A 21,649-nucleotide genomic window follows, 5' to 3' on the forward strand; every position below is an offset into this window, starting at 1 on the left:
AAGCCGGGCATCTGCCCGGCTTTTTTTATTGTTCCGCCGCCTCGCGGGATGAACCTGTAGGAGCGAGCTTGCTCGCGAACAGAGTCTCCGCCAGCGCCAGCGTCAGGCAATTCGCGAGCAAGCTCACTCCTACGAAAAGCCAAAGAAAAAGCCCGGCATTGGCCGGGCTTTTTTCATTTCAGCGCGCTGAACGTCAGAGCGCTGTATCGGTGTGACGCTGGCGGCGTTCCAGGTAGCGCTCGACGTAGGAGCACGACGGGATGACGCTATAGCCCTTGCGCTCGGCGAACTGCAGCGCATGCTCGGTTAGAGCGGCGGCGATGCCGCGACCACGCAAGCTGTCCGGAACGAAGGTGCGGTAGATGTCGAGCGTCTGCTTGCCCAGATCCATGTAGGCCAGATAGGCGCGATGACCATCAACAGTCGTTACGAACTGGTGGCTGGTTTCATCATGCTGGATGGACAACGACTCACTCACTTGCTCTCTCCTTCGCAGGGCCTCACAACATGACCCGCACCTGATTGATCTTGTTCAGGCGGAGGAACATTTCCGCCGAGCCCGTCCCGATCATGACGGTGATATAGACTCGGCCGTTCTCCACCTTGTGCAGCACACCCTGATAATAGGCACCATCAAACGTGATGAACTGCAGGCGCTTGCCTGTGTACTGGGCAAGACTTTCAACGCTAACGAACTCATATTGCTGCGTTTTGGCCTGCGACTCAACCGTTTCCGGGGCCGAAACCATTTGATACTGGCTTTCCGGCGTGAGTTTTTCCTTAGCCGGATCGACCCACGCGAACCCCAGCGGTGTGACTGACTGCTGGTTCACTAAGACGACCGGATGCAACATCTGGATCACATCCTTGGGCTCGAAAAATTGCAGACCGCCCCAGGCCATTCCCTCACTGGGCATCAGCTCGATGCGCAGCGAACGCGGATCTTCCAGGTAACGGCCATAGGCCTCGAGTAGCGGCTTGTCGAGCGCGACGCGCTGCTGGCGCAAGGCCTTGTCGAATTTCTCCAGCGACAGCGCGGTGTAGGCTTTCTGATCGACGCCCAGCTTGCCACGGCAGAATTCGCTGACCCGGCGCTGGTACTGGTTGTCGTTCATCTCGAAGACGACCTGGGATACCCGCGGCGGGTTCACGCGCATGTCGCCCGGACGCTCGGAAACGTTCATCAATGTCATGCTGGTGTGCATGTCGAGCATGTCGCGAGTGTCGCTGCGCAGGTCGAAGGTCAGGGTCTGCGCGCCCGGCTGCATGCGGTAGGAAAACTCGATATCCGACTCGAGGGTGCGGTACCCCATCTGCAGCAACTCATCGACGCCGATGTTGCGGACGTTGCCGCAGGCCACTTCGCTCATGGCAGTGAAGGCGCTCTTCTCTGCCGGCTTGGCGTACAGCGATTGCATGAACGGACCGTGGATCTGCAACTCGACGCCCTTGAGGTCTGCTGCCATCTGCTCCGGCAGCTTGCCCTCATCCAGACGCTCCTTGAAGCTCAGCAACTCGCGCAGCCCATTGAACTTCAACTGGGCGTGGGAGACCTTCAGGCTGTCACCGGCCATGGGCACCCTGATCACCACGTTCTGCAGACCGACACGGCCGTCGAAGGACGAAGAGATTCCGCCATAGGTGATCTCCATGAACGGAGAGACGCGGGCGATGGCTTCGTTCACCACGCTGCGTACGGAAAGCCAGAGCGACGCCTTGATGATGAGGGCGATCGCCACGACGGCAAAAAGGGACCACTTGAGAATCTTCGACATGGCAGGCACATCCTGGATTGTGCGAGAGCGGGACGCAGGGATACTGGCAGCTTAACAGTACGCCTGAGACCTCTCCACGAACGCCGTCGGAATTTGCGTGCACAGCGCACAGAAATCGCCCGAATTTAGTGGCATGCGGCTGACTCATCAGTCAGTCAAAACGCTTTACGCACCAGGCCTGCGTCAGTATGTTCTGGCCACTTCCAACCCAAGGACTGCAACCCAGGACCCTCTGCCATGAGTGAGCTGATCAGCTACCAATTCGAAGACGGCATCGCCACCCTGACCCTGAACAACGGCAAGGTGAACGCCATCTCCCCGGCGGTCATCGAAGCCTTCAACCAGGCCCTGGACCAGGCGGAGAAGGACCGTGCCATCGTCATCGTCACCGGCCAGCCGGGCATCCTCTCCGGCGGCTACGACCTCAAGGTGATGACCTCCGGCCCGGAAAACGCCGTGAACCTGGTGGCCGCCGGCTCCACCCTGGCCCGCCGCATGCTGTCCCACCCGTTCCCGGTCATCGTCGCCTGCACCGGCCACGCCGTGGCCAAGGGCGCCTTCATCCTGCTCTCGGCGGATTACCGCATCGGTGTCGACGGGCCGTTCCAGATCGGCCTCAACGAAGTGGCCATCGGCATGACCATGCACCACGTCGGCATCGAACTGGCCCGTGACCGCCTGCGCCGTTCCGCCTTCACCCGCTCTGTGGTGAACGCCGAAATGTTCAACCCGCGCGACGCCGTGGACGCCGGTTTCCTCGACAAGGTGGTGCCGGCCGAACAACTCCAGGCCGCTGCCCTGGAGGCCGCCCAGCACCTGAAGAAGCTGAACATGACCGCCCACCGCAACACCAAGCTGAAAGTGCGCAAGCAGTTGCTGGAAACCCTGGACAAGTCCATCGAGCTGGACCGGAACCACCTGGCCTGATCGCCCGATGACCCAAAGCCCGGCCTGGTGCCGGGCTTTTTCATGCCACCACTATTACCTAAATAGCAATACTGATTAAGCCTGTTTGCTATTTTTCAAAAATTATTACGCATTAACCTATAGATGAACCCGAAACAAACCAACCCAGAGGTGTTCATCATGAAACTCAACATCATCGCCGCCAGCGTACTGGCCGCCGCTACCGCCTTCGCCGCCCAGGCCAGCTTTGCCGAAGAGTCCCCGCTGATGCAGGACCGCATGGTTCACATGACCCAGGCCGCTATTCAGCAACAACAGTCCGAGCAGTCCGCCAGCCAGGTGAATGTCGAAGCCGCTTCCAAGCAGGGCTGAAACCCTCACATCCCGCCAGCCGCCTGCAGCAGGTGACGTCATGCAACCCTGCCCGAAGCGAAAAGCCCGGCGTGATGCCGGGCCTTTCAGGGACGATGACGCAACCTCAGTGCTTTTCGACGGCCGCCACGCCCGTCGCCTCCCCTCCCTGACGAGGGTCAAGCAGCCATGAAGCCCGCCAGAGTTCCGGAAACATCCGATAGCGTCCCGCCACTCACCTCCTTGCGTCTGGTCGTAGCGCCGCCATCTATCAATTTGCCTGATACCGGGAACCAACCGGCATCGTTATTCAATCGAAATGACCAAAGCGACACTGGGCCATCACTTCCCCTGACCCGAGTCGCCAGCATGAACCGCCAAGCCCACCGCTACGCCCGCAACGGCGCCCTCGCCGCCCTGGGGCTCTACACCATCGTGATCCTGGTGGTCACCGCCCTCAGCGCCGGCTTCGATGGCGCGCGCCGTGCCCCGGTGGACAACATCGACCGCAGCGGGCTCTTCGAACGTTTCAACCAGGCGGTGCCCGTGGCACTGCAAGGCCTCCAGGAAGCGCTCACGCCTCACTCCTGATTCCGCTTCGCTGGCGCGTCGCGCCAGGCTGGCCAACACTCAATCCCTGCAGAACGACCTATCCAGCAGCAGGGTGGGCTTGAGCATGGGCCGAGTCATCGCTTCCGCCGTCTACAGCAAGGGCCGCAAGGTCTCCGACATCCCGCTCGAGGACGGCTACCGCTGGGCGTGTCAACCCGACCACTTCGTCTGGACCGGCCTGCAGGAGCCAACGCCGGAAGAGATGTTCAACCTGCAACGGCAGTTCAACCTGCACGAGCTGGCCGTGTCAGACGCGCTGGAAAAGCACAGCAGGCCGAAGCTGGAAACCTTCGGCGACGCGCTGTTCATCGTCATCTACTCACCGATCCGCGCCGATAGCCGACTGATGTTCGTCGAAACCCACCTCTTTGCCGGCATCGGCTACATCATCAGCGCGCGCCATGGCTTCTCCCAGTCCTACGCCCAGGTCCGCCAGCGCTGCGAGGCGCGACCGCTGCTGCTGGCCCATGGCACCGACTTCGTGCTCTACGCCCTGCTGGATTTCGTGATGAGCAATTACGAGCCGGTGGTCGAGGCGATCCGCGCGGAGATTGAGGAGGTGGAACAAGAGGTGCTGCGCAAGTCGCTGACCCAGGAGCAGATCGAAAAGATCTACGGCCTGCGCCGTGAAGTACTGCGGCTCAGGCGCTATGCCGCGCCCATGGTGGAAATCTGCCAGGAGCTGCAGCGCCTGGACTTCCCCTTCATCGACAAGCAGATGCGCCCCTACTTCCGCGACGTGGCGATCCATGTGAACCGCCTGCTCGAAGACCTCACCACTTTGCGCGACGTGGCCAGCCAGACCATCGAGGTCGGGCTGGCGCTGGAGTCCTCGCGGCAGAGCGTGGTGCAGCGCAAGTTCGCCGCCTGGGCAGCCATCCTCGCGTTCCCCACCGCCGTGGCCGGCATCTACGGGATGAACTTCGAGTACATCCCGGAGCTACACTGGCACTACGGCTACTTCCTGATCATGGGGCTGCTGGCGCTGGGCTGCGTCGGGCTCTACATCAGCTTCAAGCAGGCCGACTGGCTCTGACCGCAAGCTACAGATGCCCCCGGGAAGCTCCACCCATCCTACAAAAGCCGTTTGCCGATACCCCGTCTCCAGAATCGAAAACGCCGCTCGATTGAGCGGCGTTTTCAGTCAACACGGCAGGAGTCAGGCCGCGCTCTTCTTTTCATCACGCCCCTGCTGGACGAAGCGCATCATCCATTCGCCGACCGCCGTACCCTGGTGCGGGCGCGAGAGGCTGTCGATGCCGGACTGGAACACCGGCTCGCTGAAGATGTGCTTGCGCAGCTCGAGGATCGCCTGGGAATAGTCGCTCTGGAACTCCGGGTGTCCCTGGAAGCACAACACCTGGTCACCGATGGCGTAGGCGGCGTTCGGGCAGAAGTCGCTGGAGGCGATGCGACGGGCGCCGTGGGGCAGCTCGGTAACCTGGTCCTGGTGGCTGACCAGCAGGGTCAGGGCATCGCCCGGCGCCGGGCTCATCCACTCCGGCTGCTCCTCGATGCGGTAATCGTGGATACCCACGCCCCAGCCCTGGCTCGCGCGCTCGGTCTTGCCGCCCAGCACCAGCGCCAGCAGCTGGTGGCCGAAGCACACGCCCAGCAGCTTGTCGCCGCGCTGGTAGAGCTTGAGCACGTAGTCCTTGAGGGTCTGGATCCAGGGATCAGTGCCGAAGGAGTCCGCCTTGCTGCCGGTCACCAGGTACGCGTCGAACTTCTCATCTTCGGGCGGGTAATGCCCTTCCACCACGTTGTAGACCGTGAACTCGGCCGGAACGGGTTGCTTGGCGAACAGTTGCTGGAACATCCAGCCATAGCCCTTGTACTGATCGATGAGTTCGGGGCGGAGGATGTCGGTTTCCAGAATGCAGATGTGCAACGACATGCAGGGGTGATTCCTGGGGGGTTGGCGGCTGATAAGAATGGTTTTCCTGACACTGATGAAACGCGCGTGAAAATTACGCCCTATTTTTTCACCACACAAGATGCCGAGGCCGATTCTTGTGTAGGAATTTCAGGGGAAATACCGGAAAAACCGACTTCCTTCAATTGCACGGATGCACAGGAGTGACGGCCGGTTGGCAAGGATTCAGCCGATGGACCGCCTTTGCAGCAGCGAGTTCGTGTCCAGGACCTGCGCGTACTCGCCCTGCAGGTTGGCCAGGGACATGGCGTGGACCTCCTCGGCACTGCGTTGCACACCGTTGAAATCGCGCTTGTCGAAGGCGAAACAGGCGTCGGCGACGACCTGCGTAGTGAAGCCCAGGTTGCCCGCCGTGCGCGCCGTGGCCTCCACCGAGTTGTTGGTGCTGACGCCGCAGATCACCAGCGCCCCGATATCCCGCACACGCAGCCAGCGCTCCAGCCCGCTGTGGATGAAAGCGTCGGGGACGTTCTTTTCCACCACGTGCTCATGCTCCCGCGGTGCCAGCGCCTCCTGGAACTCGGCGCCCGGCTGCCCGGGCCAGAACGGCGAGCCCGGTGTTCGCGACATGTGGCGGATATGCACCAATGGCCAGCCTTCCCGGCGCCAGGCGGCCAGCAGCTCGCCGATGCGCTGCTCGGCCTGGGGGTTGTTGCGCGGCTCCAGGCTGTCACGCATGCCTTTCTGCTGGTCGATGATCAACAAAGCGGGAGGCGTCATCGGAGCGATCCTGCTGAAGGGGAAGACGCCATCCTACGGTTTGCACAGGCAAGAAAAAACCGGCACAGGGCCGGTTTTTCTTGCAGGTACGGTCAGAACTGCTCGTTACGTGCGGCCTTCTCCAGCAGCAGCGCCGGCGGCAGGAAACGCTCGCCGTACTGCTCGGCCAGATACTCGGCGCGGGCGACGAAGTCCTTCAGGCCGTACTGGTTGATGAACTGCAGTGCGCCGCCGCTCCAGGCCGCGAAGCCGATGCCGAAGATCGAGCCGATGTTGGCGTCGGCGGTGGAGGTCAGCACGCCCTCCTCCACGCAGCGCACCGTCTCGATGGCCTGCACGAAGAGAATGCGGTCGCGCACATCCTCGGCGGAAATCTGCGCGTCAGCCTTCTCGAAGCGCTGCTTCAGCTCCGGCCACAGGTGCTTCTTGCCGTTGGCGGGATAGTCGTAGAAGCCAGCGCCGGCAGCTTTGCCCGGGCGCTTGTACTCGTTGACCATCAGGTCCACCACCGCGAAGGCCGGGTGTCTGGGCAGTTGCTTGCCTTCTGCTTCCAGATCCTTGCGGGTCTGCTCGCGGATGTGGGTCATCAGGCTCATGGAGACTTCGTCGCTGATCGCCAGCGGGCCCACCGGCATGCCGGCCTGGCGCGCCTGGTTCTCGATCATCGCCGCCGACACACCCTCGCCGAGCATGGCCAGGCCTTCGTTGGTGAAGGTGCCGAACACGCGGGAGGTGAAGAAACCACGGCTGTCGTGGACGACGATCGGGGTCTTCTTGATCTGCAGGACGTAGTCGAAGGCGCGGGCCAGGGTAACGTCGTCGGTCTTCTCGCCGCGGATGATCTCCACCAGCGGCATCTTGTCCACCGGGCTGAAGAAGTGCAGGCCGATGAATTTCTGCGGCTGCGCCACGGCTTCGGCCAAACCGGTAATCGGCAGGGTCGAGGTGTTGGAGGCGATCACCGCATCGGGCAGCGCGGCAGATTCGGCGGCAACGCTGACCTTGGCCTTCAGGCCACGGTCCTCGAACACCGCTTCGATGATCAGGTCGCAGCCTTCGAAGTCAGCGTCGCTGGCGGTCGGCTTGATCCGCGCGAGGAAGGCATCGCGTTTCTCGGCGCTCATCTGGCCCCGGCCGACCTTCTTGTCCAGCAGGCCGGCGGAATAGGCCTTGCCCTTCTCTGCCGACTCCAGGGAAACGTCCTTGAGCACCACCTCGATGCCGGCGGCGGCCGAGACGTAGGCGATGCCCGCGCCCATCATGCCGGCACCGACTACCCCGACCTTCTTCGTCTGCTGCGGCGGGATACCCTGCGGACGGGATTTGCCGGCGTTGATCTCGTTGAGCTGGAACCAGAAGGTGCCGATCATGTTCTTCGCCACCTGGCCGGTGGTCAGCTCGGTGAAGTAGCGCGCCTCGATCAGCTGAGCGGTGTCGAAGTCCACCTGCGCGCCTTCGACGGCGGCGCACATGATCTTCTCCGGCGCCGGGAAGCAGCCCTTGGTCTTATCGCGCAGCACGGAAGGCGCGATGGCCAGCATCTGCGCCACGGCCGGGCTGGATGGCGTGCCGCCGGGGATCTTGTAGCCAGCGCTGTCCCACGGCTGCTTGGCGGCCGGGTTGGCGGCAATCCACTCACGGGCCTTGCTCAGCAGCTCGTCGCGACTGGAAGCCAGCTGATGGATCAGGCCGGCCTTGAGTGCCTGGTCCGGGCGCACCTTCTTGCCTTCGGCCAGGTACGGCAGGGCCTTCTCCAGGCCGAGCAGGCGCACCATACGCACCACGCCGCCACCTCCTGGCAGCAGGCCCAGGGTGACTTCCGGCAGGCCGAGCTGGACGTGGCTTTCGTCCAGGGCGATGCGGTGGTGACAGGCCAGGCAGATTTCCCAGCCGCCGCCCAGGGCCGCGCCGCTGATGGCGGCGACTACCGGCTTGCCGAGGGTCTCCAGGCGACGCAGCTGGCCCTTGAGCACCAGGATGCCTTCATAGAAGGCCTGGGCATCGGCCTTGGTCACCTTGATCAGTTCATTGAGGTCGCCGCCGGCGAAGAAGGTCTTCTTCGCGGAAGTGATCACCACACCGGCAATCGACTCCTTCTCGGCTTCCAGGCGCGCCACGGTGGCGGCCATGGCCTCGCGGTAGACACCGTTCATGGTGTTGGCGCTCTGGCCGGGCATGTCCATGGTCAGGACGACGATATTGTCCTGGCCTTTCTCATAACGGATGGCGTCGGTCATTTTCTTGTTCTCCGGCCTCAAACCCTTTCGATAATCGTCGCGATACCCATGCCGCCGCCCACGCAGAGGGTGGCCAGGCCGTAGCGCAGGTTGCGCCGCTCCAGTTCATCCAGCAGGGTGCCGAGGATCATGCAGCCGGTGGCGCCCAGCGGGTGGCCCATGGCGATGGAGCCGCCGTTGACGTTGACCTTGCTCTCCGGCACGCCCATGTCCTTCATGAACTTCATCACCACCGAGGCGAAGGCTTCGTTGACCTCGTAGAGGTCGATGTCCTCGGCCTTCAGCCCGGCCTTGGCCAGCGCCTTGCGGGTCGCCGGCGCGGGGCCGGTGAGCATGATGGTCGGGTCGGTGCTGGTCACCGCGGTGGCGACGATGCGTCCGCGGGCCTTCAGGCCCAGTTCGCGGCCCTTGGCCTCGGAGCCGATGAGCATGGCGGTGGCGCCGTCGACGATGCCCGAGCTGTTGCCCGGCGTGTGCACGTGATCGATGCGCTCGACGAAGCTGTACTTGCGCAGCGCGCTGGCGTCGAAGCCCATCTGCCCCATCATTTCGAAGCTGGGTTTGAGCGCGCCGAGGCCTTCGAGGGTGGAGTCGGCGCGGATGAATTCGTCATGGTCGAGCAGGACGATACCGTTCTGGTCCGTCACCGGCACCAGGGATTTGCCGAACAGCCCTTCAGCGCGGGCCTTGGCGGCCTTCTGCTGGGAGCGCAGGGCGAAGGCGTCGACGTCGGCGCGGCTGAAGCCTTCCAGGGTGGCGATCAGGTCGGCGCCGATGCCCTGGGGCACGAAGCTGGTGTGCAGGTTGGTTTCCGGGTCCAGCGCCCAGGCGCCGCCGTCGGAGCCCATGGGCACGCGGGACATGGATTCCACGCCGCCGACCACCACCAGGTCCTCGAAGCCCGAGCGCACCTTCATGGCGCCCAGGTTGACCGCTTCCAGGCCCGAGGCGCAGAAGCGGTTGATCTGCACGCCGGCGACCTGCTCGTCCCAGTCGGCGACCAGCGCGGCGGTCTTGGCGATGTCCGAGCCCTGGTCGCCCACCGGGGTCACGCAGCCCAGGACGATGTCGTCGACCTGCGCGGTGTCGAGCTGGTTGCGCTGCTGCAGCGCGCGCAGGACCCCGGCCATCAGGTTGACCGGCTTGACGCTGTGCAGCGCGCCGTCCTTCTTGCCCTTGCCGCGGGGAGTACGCACCGCGTCGTAAATGAATGCTTCGGTCATGGCGTTCTCTCTTAGAGTTGTCGTCACGCAGGCGTGGCGTGTCGGCCTACCTTAGCGGCGTATCGGCGCGCGGCAATGACCGCAGCGCTCAGCGCAATTGACCGCCACGCTCAGCCACCGACCGGCGGCGAACGGGTCGAAGGCTCTGGAAAGGGGCTGCCGGAGCAGGCAGACGAACGGTCGAAAAGCTGAACAGAGCTGTCACGGCCCGGTCATATAGAGGGAATATGCCTGAAGCTGCAGGACTTGCTGCCAGATGGTCTAAGCCCCCGCGGCACTAGGCTTAGACTCAATCAGGCAGATGATGCGAAGAGTGCCGTTGCCGGGTTTTGCCGGCTCGGCTCGATAAACCAGAAGCCAAGGCATGGGCGTCACTATCAACAGGCCGTGAGTGAGCCGTGCCAAGAACAAGAAAGGCGGAAGGACATCATGGACAAACAATCGAGAAAGTGGCGTCAGGCTAGCCTGATCGTCTTCGCAACCACCGTTGTTTTGATCATCCCCAATCTGAGTCGTCTGGTCGGCTAGGGCCAACACCCGGCAACCCCGCCGCTGCGTACCGCGTGCCGCCATTCGCGAGCCACGGTCAACGCAGCGCGGGAGCCACCTGCCTCCTGCTGCGCCCACTCCTCTGCTAATGTTCCGCGGCCCTCTCCCGCCACGGATGCGACCATGCGCCCACTGCTGCTGACGCTGCTGCTGCTCTGCCCCACCACTTTCGCCGCCACGCTCACCCTGGAACTGCCCGACGGCAGGCAAGACTTCAGCACGGAACAACTGCTGACCAACCCCAAGGCGCAGGACATCGAGATTCCCGCCGACGTCTCCTACAACCGCACCATGCATTACCGCGCGGTACCGCTGGCGGCGCTGCTGCAGGGCGTGAAGCCGGCCGACCACCTGCAAGCCGTGGCGCTGGATGGCTTCGCTGCCGAACTGCCGGCCGCGCCGCTGCTGGCGGAAAAAGGCTCGCGCGCCTGGCTGGCCATCGAAGAGACAGGCAAACCCTGGCCACCGTTGGCCGAAGGCAAGCCTTCCGCCGGGCCTTTCTATCTGGTGTGGACCGATCCGAAAGCCGCCGGCATCGGCCCGGAGCAATGGCCCTTCCAGGTCGCCAGCATCCGTTACCTCAAGCCGCTGGCCGAGCGCTTCCCCGCGCTGCTGCCGGCGAAGAATGCGCCTGAATCAGTGCAGAAGGGCTTCGCTCAGTTCCAGAAGAACTGCCTGGCCTGCCACCGCCTGAACGGCGCCGGTGACTCACAGTTCGGCCCGGACCTGAACCTGCCGCACAACCCCACCGAGTACTTCGCGCCGGGCTATCTCAAGCAGTACATCCGCGATCCGCAGAGCCTGCGGCACTGGCCGGAAGCGCGGATGAAGGGCTTTGCGGCGGATGTGGTCAGCGATGCGGAACTGGAGCAGATTGTCGCCTACCTGAAGCACATGGCGGGGCGGAAGGTGAAGGCTGGCGGGTAACCAAACCGGCACGGTAATGGCTCGCGAGCATGCTCACTCCTGCAGAGCATCCATCGAAAGTTCCGGGTGCATCGGCGCAAGGGATTGCCCTCACCCTAACCCTCTCCCAGAGGGAGAGGGGACCGTTCGGAGCAGGATGAAACGACCGCGTCAGCCGGCACGGACGGCTCCCTCTCCCCTTGGGAGAGGGCTGGGGTGAGGGTTTCAGCTCAAGCGCAGATGCTTAACCAGGCCTCAGTGCCAGTAATCCCCCGGCGGCGCCGGCAGTTCACCGAGCAACTGGCGCAGCCCCGCGCCCCACTGGTTGCGAATGCCCTCGAAATACGGGTCACCCTCCTGGATGCGGTACCCCGCCGGCACCTCCAGGCTGCCCTCGCGGTACACCAGCAGGTCCAGCGGCATGCCCACCGAGAGGTTGCTGCGGATGGTCGAGTCGAAGCTGATCAGCGCGCAGCGCAGGGCCTGCTCCAGCGGCGTGGCGTAGCTCATGGCGCGGTCGATGATCGGCTTGCCGTACTTGCTCTCGCCGATCTGGAAGTACGGCGTATCGCGGCAGGACTCGATGAAGTTGCCCTGCGGGTAGACGTTGAACAGGCGTGGCACTTCGGTGCCGATCTGCCCGCCGACCAGGAAGGAGCTGCCCAGGTCGACGCCCTGGTTCTGGCCGATGTTCTCGTCGTGATCGACCACCTCGCGCAGCGTCGCGCCGACCAGCCGCGCCGCTTCGAAGAGGTTCTCCACCGTGCCGAGGTTCGGCCCGTCGCCGCCCATGCGCTGGCGCAGCGTGCTGATCACCGACTGCGAGGTGGCCAGGTTGCCGGCGCTCTGCACCACGATCAGGCGCTCCCCCGGCGTGCCGAAGATATGCAGCTTGCGGAACACCGCGATGTTGTCGACGCCGGCGTTGGTGCGCGAATCGGAAACGAAGACCAGGCCCTGGGCGAGGTTCATGGCGACGCAGTAGGTCATGGCTTTCTCATGGCGGCAGGAACTGGCACCGATCTTATGCCGGTGCCGTCGCTTGTGCCACGCATCCTCACTGTTGCGCCTGCTGCATCTGCTGCAGATGACCCGGCGCCACGGTGACGCGGGCGTGCATCTGCTCACCACCGCCGCCCCGGCGCATCCCGCGCACCGGGCAGGCATCGAGGTAATCCAGGCCCACCGCCAGTTTCAGATGCCGCTCAGGGCGATCCAGCACGTTGGTCACGTCGAAACTGTACCAGGCGTCATCGAGCCAGGCCTCGGCCCAGGCGTGGCTGGCCAGGTGATCCTCCACATCGGTGTAGAGATAGCCGGAGACGTAGCGCGCCGGCACACCGAGGTAGCGCAGGCAGGCGAGGAAGGCGTGGGCGTGGTCCTGGCAGACGCCCTGCCCGGCCGCGAAGGCTTCGGCGGCGGTGCTGTCCACCTGGGTCGAGCCCGGCACGTAGGCGATGCGCTCGTTCAGCGCCTGCATCAGGCGAATCATTGCCTTGCGGTCGCGGCGATCGGAACACTGGGCACGGGCGAACTCCTGCAGCGCGCCGTCGGCCTGGGTCAGCCGGGTGCTGCGCAGGAACGGCAGCGGCGACAGGTGATCGTGCTCGCGCTCGTTCTCCACGTCGATTTCCACCTGACCGTGGGCGGCGATGACAATGGCCTCGTGGGGCTCATCCAGGGTCAGTACGTGAAGGATGTTGCCGTAGGCATCGCGCTGCGGGTGTGCCGGTCGCGGCAGGTGCAACTGCCAGTCGAGCACATGCTGGCGCTCGCTTTCCTGCGGGGTCAGCCGCAGGTACTGGATGCTCGCGCGCACCTGGTCTTCGTAGCGGTAGGTGGTGTCATGGCGGATGGAGAGTTTCATGCGGCCTCCAGGTACGAGCTGTGAATGGCGTTGGCGAGCTGGCGCACCAGCCCGATGTGGTCGGTGATCCAGGGGTGCAGGCCACTGCCCAGTACTTCGTCGATGCCGGTGTAGCGCACCCGCGCTTCCAGTTCGGCGGCCAGACGCTGGGCCGGGCGGCCGTTGATGCCGGGCAGGCTGGCGAGGATCTGGCGCAGCTCTTCGGCGCAGGCCAGCAGCGAGCGCGGGACGTCCTCGCGCAACAGCAGGAGTTCGGCGATATTCCGTGCGTTGAGGGCGTCGCGGTACAACTCGGTGTAACCCTCGAACGCCGACAGCGCGCGCAGCAGCGCGGTCCACTGGTAGTAGCCGCGTGCCGTGCCTTCGGCCGGGCCAGCGCTGTGCTCACCCAGCACCTGATGGCGCGCGTCGAGCAGGCGCAGGGTGTTGTCGGCGCGCTCGATGTAGGTGCCCAGGCGGATGAAGTGGAAGGCATCGTTGCGCATGCTGGTGCCGAAGGTGGCGCCACGGAACAGGTGCGAGCGGTCCTTCACCCATTCGCAGAAGTGGCTGATGCCGTAGCGCAGCAGGCCCTGGTGGGCGATGTCGCGCATCTCCAGCCAGGTGGCGTTGATGTTCTCCCACATGTCGGTGGTGATCCGTCCGCGCACAGCGTGGGCGCCGGCACGGGCGGCGCCGAAGCAGGAGTAGATACTCGCGGGGTTCTGCGCATCCAGGGCGAAGAAGTTCAGCAGACGTTCGGCGTGCAGCTCGCCGTGGCGGGCGAGGTAGGCGTCGAGGTTGCCGGTGATCAGCAGCGGCATGGCCAGTTCTTCCAGGCCGTCGCCACGGCCGTCCTGGGGCATCAGCGACAGCGAGTAGGACACGTCGAGCATGCGCGCGAGGTTCTCGGCGCGCTCCAGGTAACGCGACATCCAGTACAGGTCGGAGGCGGTTCTACTGAGCATGCTTAATCCTCTACTACCCAGGTGTCCTTGGTACCGCCACCCTGTGACGAGTTGACGACCAGCGAGCCTTCGCGCAGCGCCACGCGGGTCAGCCCGCCGGGCACCAGGCGCACGTTGTCCGGCGCGGAGAGCACGAAGGGGCGCAGGTCGATATGGCGCGGGGCGATGCCGTTCTCGACGAAGGTCGGGCAGGTCGACAGGCTCAGGGTCGGTTGCGCGATGTAGGCTTCCGGGCGCGCCATCAGCCGGGCGCGGAAGGCTTCGATCTCGGCACTGCTGGCGGCCGGGCCGACCAGCATGCCGTAGCCGCCGGAGCCCTGCGCTTCCTTCACCACCAGCTCGGGCAGGTGCGCCAGCACGTGGGACAGGTCCTGCGGGCGGCGGCACTGCCAGGTCGGCACGTTGTGCAGGATCGGCTCCTGGTCGAGGTAGAAGCGGATCATCTCCGGCACGTAGGGATAGACGGACTTGTCATCGGCGACGCCGGTGCCGATGGCGTTGGCCAGCACCACGTTGCCCGCACGGTAGGCGGCCAGCAGGCCGGGCACGCCGAGCATGGAGTCGGGGTTGAAGGCCAGCGGGTCGAGGAAGTCGTCGTCCACCCGCCGGTAGATCACGTCCACCGGCATCGGGCCGGAGGTGGTGCGCATGTAGACGCGCTCGTCGCGAACGAACAGGTCGGCGCCTTCCACCAGCTCCACGCCCATCTCGCGGGCCAGGAATGCATGCTCGAAGTAGGCACTGTTGAAGCGACCGGGCGTCAGCACCACGACGCAGGGCTGCTCCACTTCACTGGCCTGACGCAGGGTGTCGAGCAGCAGGTTCGGGTAGTGGTCGATGGGCGCGATGCGCTGGGCGCCGAACAGTTCGGGGAACAGGCGCATCATCATCTTGCGGTTCTCCAGCATGTAGGAGACGCCGCTGGGGGTGCGCAGGTTGTCTTCGAGGACGTAGTAGGCGCCGTTGCCGTCGCGCACCAGGTCGATGCCGGCGATGTGCGCATAGACGTTGCCGGGCACGTCCAGGCCCTGCATGGCCAGCTGGTACTGGTCGTTGGCCAGGACCTGCTCGGGCGGGATCAGGCCTTCCTTGAGGATGCGCTGGTCGTGGTAGAGGTCGGCGAGGAACAGGTTGAGCGCCTGCACCCGCTGGATGCAGCCGGCCTCGATGATCTTCCATTCGCTGGCCGGGATGCTGCGCGGGATGGTGTCGAAGGGGATCAGGCGCTCGGTGCCCTGGTCGTCGCCATAGAGGGTGAAGGTGATGCCCGCGCGATAGAACAGCAGGTCGGCCTCGCGGCGGCGCTGCTGCAGCTGTTCGCCGGGCATGTCCGCCAGCCAGCGGGCGAACTCCGTGTAGTGCGGTCGGCAGGCGCCAGCGGCGTCATGCATTTCGTCATAGAACACCCGAGCCATCTTCCACTCCTTGTTGCCGCTCTCACTCGGCTACAGGTGCCGTCGCAAGGCCCGTGCCAGAGGTCGATTTCCTGTCCATTCAATGACTTGCAAAGGCTGTTTGCGCAGACCGCACTGCCATGGTGCGAAACCGCCACCGCCCCTGCGCGCCGCGCCCTTTTTGGGGCCACGGGCCGCGCCAGGGCTCGCTTGTCAGCCTCCGGGGCCAGAACTACGCTGCAAGAGCGTGGCCATTCCCCATGGACTCGCAGCGGTCAACGGAGGTGCCATTTTTCTGCGCGCTGGTTCCGCAGTGGCTCCCACAACGAAGAACAACAGGAGTCCGTCCATGTCATCAGTGCAATTGCTTTCACTGAAAGTCGCGGCGCTGGCCTTTGCCGGCGCCGGCCTGCTCGCCAGCGGCTCGTTGCAGGCCGCCGAGGCGCTCAAACAACTCGGCAATCCCGAAGGGGCGCTGGATATCATTGCCTGGCCCGGCTACATCGAACGCGGCGAGAGCGACAAGAATTACGACTGGGTCAGCCAGTTCGAGAAGGACACCGGCTGCAAGGTCAACGTGAAGACCGCCGCCACCTCCGACGAGATGGTCAGCCTGATGGCCAAGGGCGGCTACGACCTGGTCACCGCGTCCGGTGACGCTTCCCTGCGGCTGGTCTACGGCAAGCGCGTGCAGCCGATCAACATCGCCCTGGTACCCAACTGGAAGAACGTCGACCAGCGCCTGCAGGACGCGCCCTGGCACACGGTGGACGGCAAGCACTACGGCACGCCCTACCAGTGGGGGCCGAACGTGCTGATGTACAACACCAAGGTCTTCCCCAAGGCGCCGGAAAGCTGGAGCGTGGTGTTCAGCGAGCAGAAGCTGCCCGACGGCAAGTCGAACAAGGGCCGCGTGCAGGCCTACGACGGCCCGATCTACATCGCCGACGCGGCGCTCTACCTGAAGACCGCCGAGCCCAAGCTGGGCATCCAGGACCCCTACGAGCTCAACGAGGAACAGTACGCCGCCGCGCTCAAGCTGCTGCGTGAACAGCAGAAGCTGATCCACCGCTACTGGCACGACGCGACGGTGCAGATGAGCGACTTCAAGAACGAAGGCGTCGCCGCTTCCGGCTCCTGGCCCTATCAGGTCAACGCGCTGCAGGGCGAGAAGCAGCCGATCGCCTCGACCATCCCCGGCGAAGGCGTCACCGGCTGGGCCGACACCACCATGATGCACGTCGACGCCAAGCACCCGGTATGCGCCTACAAGTGGCTGAACTGGTCGCTGGAGCCCAAGGTGCAGGGCGACGTTGCCGCCTGGTTCGGCTCGGTGCCCGCCTCACCCGATGGTTGCACCGGCAGCCAGTTGCTGGGCGAAAAAGGTTGCGCCACCAACGGCTACGACCAGTTCGACCGCATCGCCTTCTGGAAGACGCCGCAGGCCAAGTGCGACCAGGGCCAGTGCGTGCCGTACAGCCGGTGGACGCAGGACTACATCGCGATCATGGGCGGGAGGTGATGCTGCATTGCTCGCCTGAAAGCCCCTCTCCCCAGCCCTCTCCCTGAAGGGAGAGGGGGTATCCGAGTCAGGCATGCTGCCGTGCAAATGGCATGCTTGGGCGCAGGTTGATGCCATGATTACTCTTGATGCCGATCCAGTCCCCTCTCCCTTCAGGGAGAGGGTTAGGGAGAGGGAGCTCGGCATCAGCCACACCATGGATTCCGACTGACCAAGCACCCTCTTCCCCATGCGCTACCTTTTCTGATGCAGCCCCCGCCATTCAGGTAGCCAGCAGCATGACCACAGCCGTCCAGTTCACCGACGTGAGCCGTCATTACGGCGAGGTGCGCGCCGTCGATTCGGTGTCCATCGAGATCCGCGACGGCGAGTTCTTCTCCATGCTCGGCCCTTCCGGCTCGGGCAAGACCACTTGCCTGCGGCTGATCGCCGGCTTTGAGCAACCCACCTCCGGCTCCATCCGCATCCATGGCGCAGAAGCGTCGGGCCTGCCGCCCTACGAGCGCGACGTGAACACGGTATTCCAGGACTACGCGCTGTTCCCGCACATGAGCGTGCTGGACAACGTCGCCTACGGCCTGAAAGTGAAAGGCGTGGCCAAGGCCGAGCGCTACCACCGCGCCGAAGAGGCCCTGGGCATGGTCGCCCTGGCCGGGTACGGCAAGCGCAAGCCGGCGCAGCTCTCCGGCGGGCAGCGCCAGCGCGTCGCCCTGGCCCGCGCGCTGGTGAATCGCCCGCGCGTCCTGTTGCTGGACGAACCCCTCGGCGCGCTCGACCTGAAGCTGCGCGAGCAGATGCAGGTGGAGCTGAAGAAGCTGCAGCGCCAGCTCGGCATCACCTTCATTTTCGTCACCCATGACCAGAGCGAAGCGCTGTCCATGTCCGACCGCGTGGCGGTGTTCAACAAGGGCCGCATCGAACAGGTCGACACCCCCGGCAACCTCTACCGCCGCCCCGCCACGCGCTTCGTCGCCGAGTTCGTCGGCACCGCCAACGTGCTGCGCGGCGACCTCGGCCAACGCCTGCTGGGCGAGTCGCGCCCGCACTCGCTGCGCCCCGAGCACGTGCGCTTCGGCCGTGCGGGCGACGGCGAGCTGGAAGTCAGCGGCACGCTGTTCGACGTGCAATACATGGGCGCCAGCAGCCGCTACGAGATCGAACTGGAAAACGGCGTGCGCCTGGTCGCGGCCCTGCCCAATGGCGAGCGAGAGGAGCAACGGCCGAAACCGGGTGACGCGGTGACCGCCTGCTGGGCACGCAGCGCGCTGGTGCCGCTGCTCGAGGAGCCGGCGCCGTGATGGCGATCTCCAGCTTCCTCTACCGGCGCAGCACGCTCTACCTGCTGATGCTGCTGATCCCGCCGCTGCTGTGGTTCGGGGTGATCTACATCGGCTCGCTGTTCGCCCTGCTCTGGCAGAGCTTCTACACCTTCGACGACTTCACCATGGCGGTGACGCCGGACCTGACCCTGGCCAACTACCAGGCCCTGTTCAACCCGGCCAACTACGACATCGTCCTGCGCACCTTCAGCATGGCGATTGCCGTGTCGGTGGCCAGCGCCGTCCTCGCCTTCCCCATCGCCTACTACATGGCGCGCTATGCCGGGCCCAAGGAGAAGGCCTTCTTCTACATCGCGGTGATGCTGCCGATGTGGGCCAGCTACATCGTCAAGGCCTACGCCTGGACGGTGATCCTGGCCAAGGGCGGCATCCTCTACTGGGTGATCGAGCACCTGCACCTGCTCGGCCTGCTGGACCTGCTGCTGCAAGTGCCAGGCGTGGGTGGAAACACCCTGTCCACCTCGCACCTGGGGCGCTTCTGGGTGTTCACCTACGTCTGGCTGCCGTTCATGATCCTACCGATCCAGGCCGCCCTGGAGCGCCTGCCGCCATCGCTGCTGCAGGCCTCGGCGGACCTTGGCGCGCACCCGCGGCAGACCTTCTTCCAGGTGATCCTGCCGCTGGCCTTCCCCGGCGTGGTGGCGGGCTCGATCTTCACCTTCAGCCTGACCCTGGGCGACTTCATCATCCCGCAGCTGGTGGGCCCCAGCGGGCTGTTCATCGGCACCATGGTCTACGTACAGCAGGGCGCGGTGGGCAACATGCCGCTGGCGGCGGCCTTCACCCTGGTGCCCATCGTGCTGATCGCCGTCTACCTGTCCATCGCCAAGCGACTGGGGGCTTTCGATGCGCTCTGACGCACATTCCACCGATCGCCCCTCCTGGTTCCTGCGCCTGGCAGCCTGGGGCGGGCTGGTGTTCCTGCACTTCCCGATCCTGGTGATCCTGCTCTATGCCTTCAACACCGAGGAGTCGGCCTATAGCTTCCCGCTGCAGGGCTTCACCCTGAAGTGGTTCAGCATCGCTTTCCAGCGCGGCGACGTGCTCGACGCCATCTGGCTGTCGGTGAAGATCGCCTGCGTGGCCACGCTGATCGCCATGGTCCTCGGCACCCTGGCCGCCGGCGCGCTGTACCGCCGCGACTTCTTCGGCAAGGAGAGCATCTCGCTGATGCTGATCCTGCCCATTGCCCTGCCCGGCATCATCACCGGTATCGCCCTGCTCTCGGCATTCAAGACGCTGGGAATCGAGCCGGGCTTCCTGACCATCGTCATCGGCCATGCGACCTTCTGCGTGGTGATCGTCTACAACAACGTCATCGCGCGCTTCCGCCGCACCTCCTTCAGCCTGATCGAAGCGAGCATGGACCTGGGCGCCGACGGCTGGCAGACCTTCCGCTACATCATCCTGCCGAACATCGCCACGGCGCTGCTGGCCGGCGGCATGCTGGCCTTCGCCCTGTCGTTCGACGAGATCATCGTCACCACCTTCACCGCCGGCCACGAGCGCACCCTGCCGCTGTGGCTGCTCAACCAGCTGAGCCGCCCGCGCGATGTGCCCATCACCAACGTCGTCGCCATGCTGGTGATGCTCGCCACCATGCTGCCGATTCTCGGCGCCTACTACCTGACGCGCGGGACCAGCGATGTGGCGGGCAGCGGGAAATGATTCCTGGCGTTTTGCGAAGCGCCCCCTCCCCAGCCCTCTCCCTGAAGGGAGAGGGCTGGGGAGGGGGGAAACCCATTGAAGGAGGAGCCCCCATGCAAACCAAACTCCTGATCAACGGCCAGTTCGTCGCCGGCGAAGGCGCCCCGCTGGATATCCTCAACCCCGCCACCGGCACCGTGATCGGCCAGATCGCCGAGGCCAGCGAAGCCCAGGTGGACAGCGCCGTGCGCGCCGCCGACGCAGCATTCGACGGCTGGTCGCAGACTGCGCCGAAAGACCGCGCCATGCTCCTGCTGCGCCTGGCCGACCGCATCGAGGAGCACGCCGAGGAGCTGGCCAAGCTGGAATCCGACAACTGCGGCAAGCCCTACGCCGCCGCGCTGAACGACGAGATCCCGGCCATCGCCGACGTATTTCGCTTCTTCGCCGGTGCCTGCCGCGTGCTGCCAGGTTCCGCCGCCGGCGAGTACCTGCCTGGCTTCACCTCGATGATCCGCCGCGACCCGGTGGGTGTGGTCGCCTCCATCGCACCGTGGAACTACCCGCTGATGATGGCAGCGTGGAAGCTCGGCCCGGCGCTGGCCGCCGGCAACTGTGTGGTGCTCAAGCCTTCGGAGCAGACGCCGCTGACCGCTCTGCGGGTGGCCGAATTCATTGCCGAGCTGTTCCCCGCCGGCGTGGTCAACCTGGTCTTCGGCCGCGGCCCGAGCGTGGGCGCGCCGCTGGTGAGCCACGACCTGGTGCGCATGGTTTCGCTGACCGGCTCGGTGGGAACCGGCAAGGCCATCATCCGCAGCGCCGCCGACAGCGTGAAGCGCCTGCACATGGAGCTGGGCGGCAAGGCGCCGGTGATCGTCTTCGACGACGCCGACCTGGAAGACGTGATCGCCGGCATCCGCACCTTCGGCTTCTACAACGCCGGGCAGGATTGCACCGCCGCGTGCCGCATCTACGCCGGCAAGAAGGTCTATGACAACTTCGTCGCCGACCTCGCCAGCGCGGTGTCGAGCCTGAAGACGGGTCTGCAGAACGACCCTGATACCGAGCTTGGTCCGCTGATCACCGGGGCCCAGCGCGACCGCGTCGCCGGCTTCGTCGAGCGCGCCAAGGCCAGCCCGCACATCCAGATCGCCACGGGGGGCAAGGTGGTCAGCGGCAATGGCTTCTTCTACGAACCGACGGTGGTGGCCAACGCCCAGCAGGACGACGAGATCGTCCGCCGCGAAGTGTTCGGCCCGGTGGTTTCGGTGACCCCGTTCAGCGACGCCGACGAGGCGGTGCGCTGGGCGAACGACTCCGACTATGGGCTGGCCTCGTCGGTGTGGACGAAGGATGTCGGCCGCGCCTCACGGGTGGCGGCGCGGCTGCAGTACGGCTGCACCTGGGTGAACACCCACTTCATGTTGTGCAGCGAGATGCCCCACGGCGGCTTCAAGCAGTCCGGCTACGGCAAGGACCTGTCCATGTACGGCCTGGAGGACTACACCGTGGCGCGGCACATCATGTTCAAGCATTGAGCCGGTGGCAGAACGGATTACCTGTAGAAACAACAGCGCTCTTCTGCGCAATCCGTGCCTGGGCTATCCCCCTCACCCCAACCCTCTCCCTTAGGGAGAGGGGGCAGTCCGTATCGGCTGACACCAAGGTTTCATCCTGCACCGAACGGTCCCCTCTCCCTAAGGGAGAGGGTTAGGGT

At 64.9% G+C, this 21,649-nt stretch carries 20 protein-coding genes; 10 read left to right on the forward strand and 10 right to left on the reverse strand.

What is annotated here, in order from left to right; all coding sequences use genetic code 11:
• Positions 1-193: 193 nt before the first annotated feature.
• Positions 194-478 carry a GNAT family N-acetyltransferase gene (locus tag IB255_RS22850; protein WP_024765462.1) on the reverse strand — a complete coding sequence of 95 codons (285 nt, stop codon included), beginning with the start codon at positions 476-478 and terminating at the stop codon, positions 194-196.
• A gap of 22 nt (positions 479-500) precedes the next feature.
• Entirely contained in the window at positions 501-1,775 is a 1,275-nt protein-coding gene (locus IB255_RS22855; RefSeq protein ID WP_081520597.1) for a hypothetical protein, read from the reverse strand.
• Between the two features lie 237 nt (positions 1,776-2,012).
• On the opposite strand from IB255_RS22855, the gene IB255_RS22860 reads away from it, so the two are divergent.
• From IB255_RS22860 to IB255_RS22875, 4 genes are all read left to right on the forward strand, one after another.
• Positions 2,013-2,702, forward strand: coding sequence for a crotonase/enoyl-CoA hydratase family protein (locus tag IB255_RS22860; RefSeq protein WP_045208591.1), 690 nt, complete (start codon positions 2,013-2,015; stop codon positions 2,700-2,702).
• Positions 2,703-2,861: 159 nt separating this feature from the next.
• Positions 2,862-3,053 (forward strand): hypothetical protein, encoded by a 192-nt coding sequence (locus IB255_RS22865; protein WP_081520664.1) that lies wholly within the window; start codon positions 2,862-2,864, stop codon positions 3,051-3,053.
• A gap of 348 nt (positions 3,054-3,401) precedes the next feature.
• Positions 3,402-3,623, forward strand: a complete 222-nt coding sequence (locus IB255_RS22870) for a hypothetical protein (protein ID WP_081520598.1) — start codon at positions 3,402-3,404, stop codon at positions 3,621-3,623.
• Between the two features lie 85 nt (positions 3,624-3,708).
• Complete coding sequence (locus IB255_RS22875; protein WP_081520665.1) at positions 3,709-4,680, forward strand: magnesium and cobalt transport protein CorA; 972 nt, start codon at positions 3,709-3,711, stop codon at positions 4,678-4,680.
• 123 nt (positions 4,681-4,803) lie between these two features.
• Here the strand turns inward: IB255_RS22875 and IB255_RS22880 are convergent, their stop codons facing one another.
• From IB255_RS22880 to IB255_RS22895, 4 genes are all read right to left on the reverse strand, one after another.
• Complete coding sequence (locus IB255_RS22880; protein WP_192210888.1) at positions 4,804-5,541, reverse strand: amidotransferase; 738 nt, start codon at positions 5,539-5,541, stop codon at positions 4,804-4,806.
• A 204-nt stretch (positions 5,542-5,745) separates the two neighbouring features.
• On the reverse strand, positions 5,746-6,300 hold the full coding sequence (locus tag IB255_RS22885; protein ID WP_192210889.1) for a cysteine hydrolase family protein: 555 nt from the start codon (positions 6,298-6,300) through the stop codon (positions 5,746-5,748).
• Positions 6,301-6,392: 92 nt separating this feature from the next.
• Positions 6,393-8,537 carry a 3-hydroxyacyl-CoA dehydrogenase NAD-binding domain-containing protein gene (locus tag IB255_RS22890; RefSeq protein WP_192210890.1) on the reverse strand — a complete coding sequence of 715 codons (2,145 nt, stop codon included), beginning with the start codon at positions 8,535-8,537 and terminating at the stop codon, positions 6,393-6,395.
• A gap of 17 nt (positions 8,538-8,554) precedes the next feature.
• Positions 8,555-9,760 carry an acetyl-CoA C-acetyltransferase gene (locus IB255_RS22895; protein WP_081520602.1) on the reverse strand — a complete coding sequence of 402 codons (1,206 nt, stop codon included), beginning with the start codon at positions 9,758-9,760 and terminating at the stop codon, positions 8,555-8,557.
• Positions 9,761-10,432: 672 nt separating this feature from the next.
• Here IB255_RS22895 and IB255_RS22900 point away from each other — a divergent pair.
• Positions 10,433-11,236: a cytochrome c gene (locus IB255_RS22900; protein WP_081520603.1), complete on the forward strand. Its 804-nt coding sequence runs from the start codon at positions 10,433-10,435 to the stop codon at positions 11,234-11,236.
• A gap of 234 nt (positions 11,237-11,470) precedes the next feature.
• Here IB255_RS22900 and IB255_RS22905 read toward each other — a convergent pair whose 3' ends face one another.
• The 4 genes from IB255_RS22905 to IB255_RS22920 all read right to left on the reverse strand — a co-directional run bounded on the left by IB255_RS22905 (position 11,471) and on the right by IB255_RS22920 (position 15,444).
• Positions 11,471-12,205, reverse strand: a complete 735-nt coding sequence (locus tag IB255_RS22905) for a proteasome-type protease (protein WP_081520604.1) — start codon at positions 12,203-12,205, stop codon at positions 11,471-11,473.
• Positions 12,206-12,272: 67 nt separating this feature from the next.
• On the reverse strand, positions 12,273-13,082 hold the full coding sequence (locus IB255_RS22910; protein WP_081520605.1) for a transglutaminase family protein: 810 nt from the start codon (positions 13,080-13,082) through the stop codon (positions 12,273-12,275).
• Positions 13,079-14,029 (reverse strand): alpha-E domain-containing protein, encoded by a 951-nt coding sequence (locus IB255_RS22915; protein WP_045208605.1) that lies wholly within the window; start codon positions 14,027-14,029, stop codon positions 13,079-13,081. The genes IB255_RS22910 and IB255_RS22915 overlap by 4 nt, the downstream gene beginning before the upstream one ends.
• A gap of 2 nt (positions 14,030-14,031) precedes the next feature.
• Entirely contained in the window at positions 14,032-15,444 is a 1,413-nt protein-coding gene (locus IB255_RS22920) for a circularly permuted type 2 ATP-grasp protein (protein ID WP_081520606.1), read from the reverse strand.
• Positions 15,445-15,772: 328 nt separating this feature from the next.
• Between IB255_RS22920 and ydcS the strand changes: the two genes are divergently transcribed.
• The 5 genes from ydcS (at position 15,773) to IB255_RS22945 (ending at position 21,470) form a co-directional block, all read left to right on the forward strand.
• Positions 15,773-16,945, forward strand: a complete 1,173-nt coding sequence (gene ydcS / locus IB255_RS22925; RefSeq protein ID WP_081520607.1) for a putative ABC transporter substrate-binding protein YdcS — start codon at positions 15,773-15,775, stop codon at positions 16,943-16,945.
• A gap of 278 nt (positions 16,946-17,223) precedes the next feature.
• Complete coding sequence (locus IB255_RS22930; RefSeq protein WP_138216385.1) at positions 17,224-18,243, forward strand: ABC transporter ATP-binding protein; 1,020 nt, start codon at positions 17,224-17,226, stop codon at positions 18,241-18,243.
• Entirely contained in the window at positions 18,243-19,142 is a 900-nt protein-coding gene (locus IB255_RS22935) for an ABC transporter permease (protein ID WP_081520609.1), read from the forward strand. The genes IB255_RS22930 and IB255_RS22935 overlap by 1 nt, the downstream gene beginning before the upstream one ends.
• Positions 19,132-19,953, forward strand: coding sequence for an ABC transporter permease (locus IB255_RS22940; protein ID WP_081520610.1), 822 nt, complete (start codon positions 19,132-19,134; stop codon positions 19,951-19,953). Before IB255_RS22935 ends, IB255_RS22940 begins: the two co-directional genes overlap by 11 nt.
• Before the next feature lie 92 nt (positions 19,954-20,045).
• Positions 20,046-21,470, forward strand: coding sequence for a gamma-aminobutyraldehyde dehydrogenase (locus IB255_RS22945; protein WP_081520611.1), 1,425 nt, complete (start codon positions 20,046-20,048; stop codon positions 21,468-21,470).
• Positions 21,471-21,649 lie beyond the last annotated feature (179 nt).

Source organism: Pseudomonas sp. PDM22, assembly GCF_014851965.1.
GTDB lineage: Bacteria > Pseudomonadota > Gammaproteobacteria > Pseudomonadales > Pseudomonadaceae > Pseudomonas.